At 72.3% G+C, this 12,116-nt stretch carries 10 protein-coding genes and 1 pseudogene; 4 read left to right on the forward strand and 7 right to left on the reverse strand.

The features are described from left to right. Nucleotides 1-221: 221 nt before the first annotated feature. The gene (lipA, locus tag EDD90_RS38855) at nucleotides 222-1,187 is read right to left on the reverse strand and encodes a lipoyl synthase (RefSeq protein ID WP_123977778.1); all 966 of its coding nucleotides are present in this window, start codon (nucleotides 1,185-1,187) and stop codon (nucleotides 222-224) included. A 75-nt stretch (nucleotides 1,188-1,262) separates the two neighbouring features. After that, nucleotides 1,263-2,063, reverse strand: coding sequence for a lipoyl(octanoyl) transferase LipB (lipB, locus tag EDD90_RS38860; RefSeq protein ID WP_123977779.1), 801 nt, complete (start codon nucleotides 2,061-2,063; stop codon nucleotides 1,263-1,265). A gap of 255 nt (nucleotides 2,064-2,318) precedes the next feature. Between lipB and EDD90_RS38865 the strand changes: the two genes are divergently transcribed. Then, nucleotides 2,319-3,797: a regulator gene (locus EDD90_RS38865; protein ID WP_123977780.1), complete on the forward strand. Its 1,479-nt coding sequence runs from the start codon at nucleotides 2,319-2,321 to the stop codon at nucleotides 3,795-3,797. 690 nt (nucleotides 3,798-4,487) lie between these two features. Here EDD90_RS38865 and EDD90_RS38870 read toward each other — a convergent pair. After that, nucleotides 4,488-5,843, reverse strand: a complete 1,356-nt coding sequence (locus EDD90_RS38870; RefSeq protein ID WP_123977781.1) for an NAD(P)/FAD-dependent oxidoreductase — start codon at nucleotides 5,841-5,843, stop codon at nucleotides 4,488-4,490. 160 nt (nucleotides 5,844-6,003) lie between these two features. Further along, nucleotides 6,004-6,897 (reverse strand): TIGR01777 family oxidoreductase, encoded by an 894-nt coding sequence (locus EDD90_RS38875; RefSeq protein WP_123977782.1) that lies wholly within the window; start codon nucleotides 6,895-6,897, stop codon nucleotides 6,004-6,006. Between the two features lie 307 nt (nucleotides 6,898-7,204). Between EDD90_RS38875 and EDD90_RS38880 the strand changes: the two genes are divergently transcribed. Further along, entirely contained in the window at nucleotides 7,205-7,693 is a 489-nt protein-coding gene (locus EDD90_RS38880) for a GNAT family N-acetyltransferase (RefSeq protein WP_185149385.1), read from the forward strand. A gap of 3 nt (nucleotides 7,694-7,696) precedes the next feature. Here EDD90_RS38880 and EDD90_RS38885 read toward each other — a convergent pair whose 3' ends face one another. Further along, nucleotides 7,697-8,881, reverse strand: coding sequence for a MarP family serine protease (locus EDD90_RS38885; protein ID WP_123977784.1), 1,185 nt, complete (start codon nucleotides 8,879-8,881; stop codon nucleotides 7,697-7,699). Nucleotides 8,882-9,071: 190 nt separating this feature from the next. On the opposite strand from EDD90_RS38885, the pseudogene EDD90_RS38890 reads away from it, so the two are divergent. Further along, nucleotides 9,072-9,854 (forward strand): annotated as a pseudogene (locus EDD90_RS38890) (peptidoglycan recognition protein); the annotation flags it as partial. A gap of 234 nt (nucleotides 9,855-10,088) precedes the next feature. After that, complete coding sequence (locus tag EDD90_RS38895) at nucleotides 10,089-10,346, forward strand: hypothetical protein (RefSeq protein ID WP_123977786.1); 258 nt, start codon at nucleotides 10,089-10,091, stop codon at nucleotides 10,344-10,346. Nucleotides 10,347-10,377: 31 nt separating this feature from the next. Here EDD90_RS38895 and EDD90_RS38900 read toward each other — a convergent pair whose 3' ends face one another. Together EDD90_RS38900 and EDD90_RS38905 are read right to left on the reverse strand one after the other, a co-directional pair. Continuing rightward, nucleotides 10,378-10,896 (reverse strand): DUF4240 domain-containing protein, encoded by a 519-nt coding sequence (locus tag EDD90_RS38900; RefSeq protein ID WP_123982098.1) that lies wholly within the window; start codon nucleotides 10,894-10,896, stop codon nucleotides 10,378-10,380. A gap of 56 nt (nucleotides 10,897-10,952) precedes the next feature. Then, nucleotides 10,953-11,942 (reverse strand): YafY family protein, encoded by a 990-nt coding sequence (locus tag EDD90_RS38905; protein ID WP_123977787.1) that lies wholly within the window; start codon nucleotides 11,940-11,942, stop codon nucleotides 10,953-10,955. Between the last annotated feature and the right edge of the window lie 174 nt (nucleotides 11,943-12,116).

Consider the following 12,116-nt stretch of genomic DNA (forward strand, 5'->3'; position numbering starts at 1 on the left):
CGTGCTGTGATACCAGGGTCACTGTTTGGTGTTACCAGGGCGTGACCGACCGGTCAAACACCAATGAAGCCTTGATGCGCGGGGCCGGAACGCTGACGCGGCCCTGACGTACGCCCTCATCAGCGAGGACGGTCAGGACCGCGTCCATTCGGTCATTACTGACCGGTAGCAACTTGTGCGTGAATTCACACGCAAATGGCCCAAGGCCGTGGCGGAGACCGTCAGACGGCCTGCGCGGCGACGAACGCGCCCCGCTTCTCCACGGCCATCTGGTAGAGGCGGCCGGCCCGGTAGGAGGAGCGGACCAGGGGGCCGGACATGACACCCGAGAAGCCGATCTGCTCGGCCTCCTCCTTCAGCTCCACGAACTCGTGCGGCTTGACCCAGCGCTCCACGGGGTGGTGCCGGACGCTCGGACGCAGGTACTGGGTGATGGTGACCAGCTCGCAGCCCGCCTCGTGCAGCTGGCGCAGCGCGTCGCTGACCTCCTCGCGGGTCTCGCCCATGCCGAGGATGAGGTTGGACTTGGTGACCAGGCCGAAGTCACGGGCCTCGGTGATGACCTTCAGCGAACGCTCGTAGCGGAAGCCGGGGCGGATCCGCTTGAAGATCCGGGGCACCGTCTCGACGTTGTGCGCGAAGACCTCGGGGCGGGACGAGAAGACCTCGGCGAGCTGCTCGGGGACCGCGTTGAAGTCGGGGGCGAGCAGCTCGACCTTGGTGCGGCCGCCCTCGCGCTCCGCTGTCTGCGCGTGGATCTGCCGGACGGTCTCCGCGTACAGCCAGGCACCGCCGTCCGCCAGGTCGTCGCGGGCGACGCCGGTGATGGTGGCGTAGTTCAGGTCCATGGTGACCACGGACTCGCCCACGCGGCGCGGCTCGTCGCGGTCCAGCGCCTCGGGCTTGCCGGTGTCGATCTGGCAGAAGTCGCAGCGCCGGGTGCACTGGTCGCCGCCGATGAGGAAGGTCGCCTCGCGGTCCTCCCAGCACTCGTAGATGTTCGGGCAGCCGGCTTCCTGGCAGACCGTGTGCAGGCCCTCGCTCTTCACGAGGTTCTGCATCTTCGTGTACTCGGGGCCCATTTTCGCCCGGGTCTTGATCCACTCGGGCTTGCGCTCGATGGGGGTCTGGCTGTTACGGACCTCCAGGCGCAGCATCTTGCGTCCGTCGGGTGCGACTGCGGACACGACCGGCTCCCTAGCGATTGATTCTTCGGCGTGCTCCAGCGTACGCCCGTGGATTCGAAAGCCTGCTGGCCAAAGTCAGGCAGCGGGTGTCTTCTCGATCACCCTCGGCGCGAGTTCCGCGTTCTCCAGGACGTCCTTGAGGTGCCGCTCCACCACCGGCAGCACCTCCTCGATCGTGACGTCCCGGCCCAGTTCGCCCGCCAGGGAGGCCACGCCCGCGTCCCGGATGCCGCACGGGATGATCCGGTCGAACCACTTGTTGTCGGGGTTCACGTTCAGTGCGAAGCCGTGCATCGTGACGCCCTTGGCGACCCGGATGCCGATCGCGGCGATCTTGCGGTCCTCGCGCCGCTGGCCGGCGTTGGAGGGCGCGTACTCCGGGCCGTTCATCCGCGGGTCGAACTCCTCGTCGTGCAGCCGCGGGTCGAAGTCCAGGGAGAGGCCTCCGATCGTCGGCCGCTGTTCGACCGGGTCGCCGAGTACCCACACGCCGCTGCGGCCCTCCACCCGGGTGGTCTCCAGGCCGAACTCGGCGCAGACGCGGATCAGCGCCTCCTCCAGGCGTCGTACGTGCGCGACCACGTCCACCGGGCGCGGGAGCTTCTGGATCGGGTAGCCGACCAGCTGGCCGGGGCCGTGCCAGGTGATCTTGCCGCCGCGGTCCACGTCGACGACCGGGGTGCCGTCGAGGGGGCGCTCGTTGTCCGCGGTGCGGCGGCCCGCCGTGTACACCGGGGGGTGTTCGAGCAGCAGCACCGTGTCGGGGACTTCGTCGGCGAACCGGGCCGCGTGCACCCGGCGCTGCTCGTCCCACGCCTCCTGGTACTCGACGGCATCCGCGCCGAACCCCATACGGACGAACCGCAACTCGCTCACGGCAAGCGCCTCCCTCGGCGATAAGGCGATAAGTGCGTCAGGCACGTAACGCGCCCAAGCCACTGTACGTCCGCCCGGCGCGCGTCAGCCTCGGGGGCAATCCTCACACGATCGGATGAATGAACGTCGAAGTGTGCGATCGGCTGCTCACTCTCCGCTACATTCGCGCCGTCCACGAGCGCCAAAAGGGCTGCTCACCGGCAATCCGGGCACAAGCTACCGAGCTGAGCCAGAAGGCAGGAGACCCCACCCCAGATGACGGACCGACCCGCGCAGCGCACCCCCAACCGCCAGCTCGCCGCGCTCATCGCAGAAGCGGGGTTCTCCAACGCGGGTCTGGCGCGTCGCGTCGACCAACTCGGCCTCGAACACGGGCTGGATCTCAGATACGACAAGACATCCGTCACCCGGTGGCTGCGCGGCCAGCAGCCCCGGGGCACCACCCCCGCGCTGATCGCCGAGGTCTTCACCCGGCGCCTCGGCCGCCGGCTCACCGCCCAGGATCTGGGCCTCGACGCATGCGCCCCGGTGTACGCCGGACTGGAGTTCGCGGCGACGCCCGAGGAGGCCGTCGACATCGTCAGCGGGCTGTGGCGCAAGGACTCCGGCAGCCACGCCGAGCTCCGCAAGATCGCGTTCACCCCGGCCGGGCTCGTGGTGCCCAGCCGGGACTGGCTGATCGGCCGCGCCGACGACAGGGTGGCCCGCGGCGAGCCGGCGCCGGCGCCCGCACCGGCGGCCCGGGTGCCGGCGCAGCTCCGTCCGGCCGTGCCCAGGCAGGTACCGCCCGTGCCGGGGCGCCCGCGCGGACAGACCGAACGCGGACCCGGCCAGAAGGTCACCGGCGGCGACATCGCCGCGCTGCGCTCCGTCGGCGACCTGTTCCGCACGCTCGACGACGCGTACGGCGGTGGGCACGCCCGGCAGGCACTGGTGCGCTATCTGGAGCACGAGTGCGAGCCGATGCTGCGCGGCACGTACGGCGAGCAGACCGGCCGCAAGCTGTTCGGCGCGGCCGCCGACCTCACCCGGCTCGCGGGCTGGACGTCGTACGACATCGCGGCGCACGGCCTGGCGCAGCGTTACTTCGTGCAGTCCCTCCGGCTCGCCCAGGCGGCGGGGGACCGGGCCTACGGCTCCTACGTCCTGGTCACCATGAGCCGTCAGGCGGTCTACCTCGGGCACGGCCGGGAGGCGGTGCAGCTGGCGCGGGTGGCCCAGCAGGGCGTCGGCACCAGCGCCTCGCCGGTCGTCCAGGCGCTTCTGCACGCGGCCGAGGCCCGCGCGCACGGAGTCCTCGGCGAGGTGCGGGCATGCACGGGCGCGCTGGTCCGCGCGGAACGCGCGCTGGAGGCGGCCCGCCCCGGCGACGAGGTCCCGCACTGGGCCCGCTTCTTCGACGAGGCCCAGCTCGCCGACGAGTTCGGCCACTGCCACCGGGACCTGCAGCAGTTCCGCGCGTCCGCCCAGCACGCCGAACGCTCACTGCAACTGCGTGCGCCCTCCTACGCCCGCAGCCGCCTCTTCTGCCGCGTCGTCCTCGCCACGGCTCGCCTGGGCCTCGGCGAACTCGACCAGGCGTGCGCGCTCGGCGTGGAAGCGGCGGGGGCGGCCGCGGAGATGCGCTCGGTGCGCGCGATCGAGTACGTCAAGGACTTCGAACGCCGACTGGAGCCGTACAAGGACGCGGCACCGGTAAAGGGCTACCGCGACAAGGTCGCCGCGCTGGGCTAGCGGGGCAACCGCGCCGGCCGGGCCGACGGGGTGCTGCGCCGGGCGGGGCGGCTTTCGACTCGGCTCGCCTTTTCGCCGGTCCTTCCTTCTCCACCGCTCGCTTCCGCCGCGGAGGTGCTCAGCCACGACGGTGTTGTCCGGCGGTGCCGGGCCGGCCTTGACCACTCGCCGTTGCGGGTGGCGATGGTCGCTTCCGTGCCGCGCCGTCGTGGCTGGTCGCGCAGTTCCCCGCGCCCCTTACGGGGCGCTATGCGGCTCGGCGTTGCACAGTCCGCCTTGTGCGGCTCGCCTTTGTGGTGCTCCCTCTTTCTCCACCGCTCGCTTCCGCCGCGGAGGTGCTCAGCCACGACGGTGTTGTCCGGCGGTGCCGGGCCGGCCTTGACCACTTGCCGTTGCGGGTGGCGGTGGTCGCTTCCGTGCCGCGCCGTCGTGGCTGGTCGCGCAGTTCCCCGCGCCCCTTACGGGGCGCTATGAGGCTCGGCGTTGCACAGTCCGCCTTGTGCGGCTCGCCTTTGTGGTGCTCCCTCTTTCTCCACCGCTCGCTTCCGCCGCGGAGGTGCTCAGCCACGACGGTGTTGTCCGGCGGTGCCGGGCCGGCCTTGACCACTCGCCGTTGCGGGTGGCGATGGTCGCTTCCGTGCCGCGCCGTCGTGGCTGGTCGCGCAGTTCCCCGCGCCCCTGGCGGGGCGCTTACGCTGCTCGGCGTTGCATGGGCTCTGCTCGGTTCAAGGAGCCTGATGCGTCCAGGTCTGCCAATATCGCTGCCGTTGCCCGGTGGGCCGAATGGAGGGCTCCCTGGACTGTGCTGGTGTCGCGGTGGTCGCCGCAGACGTAGAGGCCGGCCAGGAGGCGGACCGGGCGGCGGAGGTCGTGCGGGGGGCGCATGGCCGGGATCGCCTCCGGTGTGTGGTGGATCGCGAGGGTCTCCCAGCGGCGCGTCGACGTGCCGTAGAGACGGGAGAGGTGCATACGGACCGATGTGTCGATGTCCGAGGGCGGTGTGCCGAGGACCGTGGAGGAGATCAGGGCACGGCCCTGGGGGGCCCGGCTCGGGTCGATGTTGCTGACCACGGAGGTGTGGGAGACGGGGCCGCTCCGGTCGGCGTCCAGCAGGAGCGACGTGCCCGTCGTGAGCGTCGCCGGTTCGTCCGTCGTGTGGTGGACCACCGTGACCTGGTGGAAGTCCGGGACCCGGAGGCCCGGGAGCAGTTCGGCGGCGGCCCGGGCATCGGTCGCCAGCAGGACCGCCTGACAGCGGATCTCGCCGTGGTCGGCCGTCGTCACCGATGTCGTCGAGACCGAGGTGACCCGTACGCCCGTGCGGACCGTGCCGGGTGGCAGGGCGCGGGCGAGGAGCTCGGGGACGACCTCGGCGCCTCCCTCCGGCACGCACAGCCGCCCGCTCGCGAAGGAGCGCAGGGCGAGGTCCGCGCACCGGCTGGACGTCGTCAGCTCGGGGTCGCAGAGCAGCGCCGCGAGCAGCGGGCGCAGGAAGCCGTCGACCGTGCGGGCGGGTACCCCGCGCTCCGCGAGGGCGTGGGCGGCGGGGAGCTCGGGGCGGGCGAGGAGCCGCTCGACGGGCGTGGTCGCCATCCGGCCCAGCGCCGCGCCCAGACGTGCCTGGTCGACCGCGCTACCCATCGGCGCGGTCACCCGCGCCGGGGCCACCGCCGAGCCCCTGGGGGCGCTCGCCAGGGCGCGCACGGCATACAGTGCGCCCCTCGCGCTTCCTCCGCCCGCCGGAGCGCCGGCCCGGTGCCTGCGCCCGTTGCGATGCAGTAGCACGCCGGGCGCGAACCGGCGCAGAGCCAGGGCGTCCAGTCCCGGTGTCAGCTGTAGTTCCGGGTAGGACGTGGACAGGAGCTGACCGATCCGGTCGAGCCGGAAGCCGTCGACCTTCTCGGTCGACATGCGTCCGCCGACGTAGGGGGCGGCCTCCAGGACCGCGGTCGTTACTCCTGCGCTGTTCAGCCGATGAGCCGCGGAGAGTCCGGCGATACCGGCTCCCACGATGACGACGTCCGCCTGGTACGCGGGCTCATGCACGAGGCCCCTCCTCGATTGCGCGTCCGGTGGAGACGTGATGCCCCCAACAGGCTCCGGGGATACCCGAGTTCGGGTCGAGGTTAGGGCGGTGAACGGTCGAGGACAGTCGCGCATGAACAGGGCACGGTCGCACACCGGTCGCATGCGGTCACATGTGGCGTCAGGCCGCGCGAATCGCGTCCTCGATGCCCGGGAACGCGAACGTGAACCCCGACTCCAACAGCCGCTTGGGCACCACCCGTTGGCTGCCCAGGATGTCCCCGGCCAGCTCGCCCAGTGCGGTCCGCAGCACGGCGGCGGGCACCGGGAAGAGGGCCGGGCGGTGCAGTACCCGGGCCATCGCCGCCGTGATCTCACGGTTCGTCAGAGGCTGCGGCGCGGTGAGGTTGAAGGGGCCCGCCAGGCCCTCGGTGTCCATCAGGAACCTGATCGCGGCCACCTCGTCGTGCAGCGCGATGAACGACCAGTACTGACTTCCGTCACCCAGCCGGCCTCCGAGCCCCGCGCCGAAGAGCGGGAACAGCCGGCCCCAGGCCCCGCCACCCCGGGCGACCACCAGGCCCGTGCGCGGGAACACCGTCCGTACCCCCGCCTCCTGCGCCGGGGCCGCCGCCTCCTCCCACTCCACGCACAGCGACGGCAGGAAACCGTCCCCGGGCGGGGCGTCCTCGTCCACGATCCGGTCGCCGGTGTCGCCGTAGATGCCCATCGCGCTGCCGCTCACGAACACCCGGGGCGGCTCCGGCATGGCCGCCACCGCCTCGGCGAGCGCGGCCGTGCCGAGGACCCGGCTGTCCCGGATCGTCTTCTTGTACGCCGGTGTCCAGCGCCGGTTGCCGATGCCCGCCCCTGCGAGGTTCACCACCGCGTCGCAGCCGGCCAGCCCGGCCGTGTCCACATACTGCCCCTCGGGGTCCCAGCACACCTCGCCGGCGCCGTGGGCCCCGCGCCGCACCAGGCGGACCACCTCGTGCCCGTCCGCCCGCAGGGACCGCACCAGGGCGCTGCCGATCAGACCGGACGCACCGGCCACCGCGATACGAGAACGTTCCATGTGCCCCAGCATGCCCGCAGGTACGGCGGAAAACCCGATGGGCCCCCGGCGCGGCCCCGCTTAGGGGGTGTCCGGCGGATCAGGTTGGCTGAGAGAAGCGGCGGCTCTTGGCCGGCCGGAGCGGGGTCTGGTGCGTGCAGCTGCAAGGCGGAGGAGGGAGTCGACGCGGTGGGGGCACCTCCCGGCCGAAGGCTGGGGGACCTCGGCGAGTGACGACAACGCGGCCGGGGGTGCCCCCTCTGGGGGAGTGCGTGCCAGACCCCGCGACGCCGACAGGATCCGCCGGCCACCCCCTAAGGTGACCGGCATGGCAGATCCGTACATACGCACCGCCCTGCCCGACGACGAAGAGGAACTCGCCCTCCTCGACCGGGTCACCTGGTCCACCCTGCACGCGGTGACCCCCGAGCCGCAGCCGCCGTACCCGCCGTACTTCGACGAACGCCACACCCCGGACCAGTTCCTGGTCGCCGAGCTCGACCGGCGGATCGTCGGCTACGTCCGGCTCGCCCGTCCCACCCCGCTCGCCGCCAACACGCATGTGCTGCAGATCCAGGGCCTCGCCGTCACCGAGGAGGTGCGCGGCCGCGGCGTGGGACGCATCCTGATCCGGGCCGCCGTCGAGGAGGCCCGGCGGCGCGGCGCCCGACGGCTCACCCTGCGCGTCCTCGGACACAACACCCCGGCCCGCAAGCTGTACGAGGCCGAGGGCTTCGCCGTCGAGGGCGTACTACCCGAGGAGTTCCTCCTCGACGGGCGGTACGTCGACGACGTCCTCATGGGGCGGACGGTGTGACGGTCAGGACGTGATCAGGTCGCCCGTGTCCACCGGCTGGGTCGCGTCCGCCCCGCGCTGCGCGTCACCGGCCACCTCGTCGGCCGTCAGGACGTACCCCGTCTCGTTGTCCGAGGTGGAGCGGGCGAACACCACGCCGTACACCTTGCCGCCGGTGGTCAGCAGCGGGCCGCCGGAGTTGCCGGGGCGGACCGTGGAGCGGATCGAGTAGATCTCCCGGGTCACGGTGGCGTCGTTGTAGATGTTCTGCCCGGTGGCCTGCACCTTGTTCGCCACCGTGGCCGCCTGCAGGTTCAGGTCGCCGTCCTGCGGGTAGCCGGCGACCACCGACGAGTTGCCGCGCGCCGCGGCGGTGTCGAACCTCAGCACCGGCGCGCGCAGTTCCGGCACGTACAGCACCGCCACGTCCCGGTCCGGGTCGAAGAGGACCACCTGAGCGTCGTACGCCGGCCCCACCCCGCCGATCCGCACGCTCGGGTTGTCGATGCCGGCCACCACATGGGCGTTGGTCATCACATGCTCCGGCGCGAACACGAATCCGCTGCCCTCGCGGCCCTGGGTGCCGGAGGAACCCTCGATCTTGACCGTGCTGCGCTTGGCCGCGTTCGTCGCGGCCGCCGTGACGTTGTCGCCGGAGGGCTTGGCGACCTGGGCCGTCGACTCGTTCTCGAACGGGTTGAAGACCTGCGGGAAGCCCGCCTCGGTGAGCGCCGAGGTGGCCCGCGAGAACCAGGCCGGGGTGGTGTCCGGCATGGTTCTCTGCACCGCGCCGAGCAGCGTCGAGTCGCGGATCGCCGTCGTCACCGCGGGCGACGAGGACGCGGCAAGCACGCTCGCCGCCACCCAGGCCACGATCAGCACCGCCACCGAGTTGGCGAACGCCCCGCCTATCCCGTCGGCCACCCGCAGCGGCCCCTCGTCCAGCTCCCGGCGCAGCCGCAGCGCCAGCCGCCCCGCCAGCTCGTGCCCCACCACCGCCGGCACCAGCACCGTCAGCACCGCGACCACCGTCGCCGTCGCCGTCCCGCGCGTGACCAGCTCCATCACCCACGGCAGCACCCACACGCCGATCACCGCGCCGCCGACGAACCCGGCCAGCGAGACACAGCCGGCCACCAGCCCGCGCCGGTAACCGGACGCCGCGTACACGAGGACCACCAGTACGAGCACCAGGTCGAGCAGGTCCACTGAGCCGCCTTTCTCTCGGTGCCCTTAATACGGTCGGGACAGGTCCAGTGATCAGTTCACGCGCGCGGGAACCTCGGGAACCGGCCACGCGTGCGTGTACCTCCTGAAACGTCCCGGACCGGGACGATGGTTCCACCAGGTGGCACAGCACACATCGCGGACGCGGTGGATCAACCCGAGAGTGGGTGCCATGCGTGTCCTCCCCAGAGCGGGGCGGCGCACCAGGATCACCGTCCTGACGCTGCTCGGCTGTCTGCCCGGCCTTGTCGCCGTCCTTACGCTGGTGCTGTGCACCCAGGGCGTCGACCGCCCCGTCGCGATGCACCTCGCCGCACCCGCGCCCGCCAGCCCGGCCGGCCGGTACCGGGCGCCCCGGCCGCGTATCGTGCCGCGCTCGGCCTGGCTGAACGCCACCGTCCGCCGCATCCAGCCGCCGCCGCGCTACGACGACAAGGTCGTCGCCGTCTTCGTGCACCACACCGACTCGCCCAACGGCTACTCCTGCGCACAGGCGCCCGAGATCATCCGCCGCCTCTACACCGGCCAGACCGGCGACCGGGACTGGGACGACATCGGCTACAACTTCCTCGTCGACCGCTGCGGCACCATCTACGAGGGCCGTGCCGGCGGCACCGACCGGGCCGTCACCGGCGCCCACACCCAGGGCTTCAACCACCGCACCGCAGGCATCGCCGCCCTCGGCACCTTCACCGCCGGGGTGCCGGTGCCGCGCGCCATGACCGACTCCATCGCGGCCCTCGTCGCCTGGAAACTCGGGCTGGCCGACGTCGACCCGCGCGCCAAGGCCCGCCTGGTCTCCAGCAACGACCGCAGCCGCTACCAGCAGGGCACCACCGTCGCCCTGCCCGCGGTCGCCGGCCACCAGGACGGCTACATGACCAACTGCCCCGGCGCCGCCCTCGCCGCCCGCCTCCCGGAGATCAGGGCGGCGGCGGCCCGGCTGCAGGGCAGGGTGCCGACGAGGGCGGCCACCGGAACACCGACCAGGACGCCCACGGCGACCTGGCCGGGAACGCCGTGGATGACACCCCTGCGCCCGGCCACGGCGGCACCGGTGACACCGGCGCGAACGCCTGCGGGAACACCCGCGAAGACGTCCACAGGCACGCCATAGCCGATACGCAGGCCCCACAGATCCGCGCGTCCTACCGTCGAGGACATCAGCAGCCGACTGGAGGTGGGGATCATGAACAGCAGTCGTACCGAAGCCCGTACGGAGACCACGCAGGGTGCGGAGGGCACCGGGAAGGCCGGCCGGGTCAGGTCGTCCCGGGGACCGTGGGCCGTGGTCTGCGCGGTCGCGACGGTCGTCCTCGGACCGGCCGCGGTCACCGCGTCCGCCCTCGACCAGGCCAACGCGGCACCGATGCACCATGCGGTCAAGGCCGAGCAGACGCAGGCGTACATCCCGTCGGACGTGACCCGGCGCCGCACTGCGGCGTGACACTCACGCCCCGACACTCACGCCGTGGCGCTCACTCCTTGAAGCGGTCCCACAGCTTGGGGAACCGCTCGGAGAGCACCCGCTCGTTCTCGAAGTCGACCGGGGCGCCCTCCGGTTCGGAGGGAGCGGGCGCGATACCCAGATCCGGCGCCACGGTCCCGGTGAGCTGCTCGTACGCCTCGTCCGCCGCGTACCCCAGCTCCTCGCCGTCGCCGTCGACCTCCTCGTCGAAGTCGTCCAGCAGCTCCGCCAGCGTGTCCGGATCGTGCACGGCACCCTCGTAGACATCCCGGCCCTGGCCGATCAGCCAGCACCGGAAGAAGTCGAACGCGTCGTCGCTCGCGCCGTCCAGCAGCACCCAGGCGGCGCCCCACAGGTCCCAGCGGTAGGCGCGGTTGTAGCGGGCCTCGAAGTGACGGGCGAAGTCCAGGACCAGGTCCGGCTCCAGCTGGAGCAGCCGGTCGACCAGCAGGTCCGCCTGGTCGTCGGGGTCGCCCTCGGCGGCCTCGCGGGTGGCGTCGACCAGCTCCCAGAACTCCGTCTCGTCCATCACGGGTCCAGCATCGTGCCTGAGCGCCGGGGGCGCACGCGGAGTGGTGCGGATTGTTATGCGCCGTCGCCCGGCCGTGCGTAGAGCCCCGCCAGCCGGGCCGCGTCCGCCGCGAAGCGCGCCCGCAGCCGGGCCGGCGCGAGCACCTCGGCCTCCGGCCCCAACGCGGTCAGCTGGCCGTGCGCGACCTCCTCGCTCTCCACGGGCAGCGTCACCGTCACCCACCCCCGGTCGTCCGGGGTCCCGGCCGCCGCGAGGGCCTGCCGCGCGGCGGCCGGATCGACGGCGTACGACAGCCTCCGCACCCCGATCGCCGACAGCCGTACCACCACCTGCGCGTGCAGCAGGGACCGCGCGAACTGCTCCGCCCGCTGCTCCCAGAACCCCGGCAGATCGAACTCCTCGTCCCGCTCGAACCGTTTCCCGCCGGCCTCCACGGAGGTGAACCGGTCGATGCGGTACACCCGGTAGGAGTCGCTGTCCGCGACCCGCGCGCACAGGTACCAGACCCCGGCCTTCAGCACGAGCCCGTACGGCTCCAGTTCCCGCCGTACCTCCGACTCCCCGCGCCGGTAGTGCGCGACGACCCGCCGGTCGTCCCACACTGCGTCGGCGACGGCGGGCAGCAGCGCGGGGGTCTCCGGCTCGGTGAACCAGTTGGGCGCGTCGAGGTGGAACCGCTGCGCGGCGGTACGGGACGCGTCGCGCAGGGACGGCAGCAGCGCGGCGGACACCTTCAGCCGGGCGGCACTGGCCGCGTCCTCGAGGCCCATCTCCCGCAAGGCCCCCGGCATCCCGCTCAGGAACAACGCCTCGGCCTCGCTCCGCCCCAACCCCGTCAGCCGCGTCCGATACCCCCCGACCAGCCGGTACCCGCCCGCACGCCCCCGGTCCGCGTACACCGGCACCCCCGCCTCCGACAGCGCCTGCGCGTCCCGCATCACGGTCCGCTCGGACACCTCCAGCTCCACGGCCAGCTCACCGGCGGTCATGACGGACCGGGACTGCAGCAGAAGCACCATCTTGATGAGCCGGGCGGCGCGCATGCGTTCATGATGCCGGGGCCCACCGACAGAGGGGGAAAAGGGAAGCGGCGGAGAGGGGGGAAATGGGAAGCGGCGGACCGGAAGGTGTGCGCACCCTCTTGTCCGCCGCAACGTCGCTCGGCCGGGACGGCGCAGGTCGGCGGTGCCGAACCGCGCCGTGGCCCAGTCGGTTTC

It is taken from the genome of Streptomyces sp. Ag109_O5-1, assembly GCF_003814875.1.
GTDB lineage: Bacteria > Actinomycetota > Actinomycetes > Streptomycetales > Streptomycetaceae > Streptomyces > Streptomyces sasae.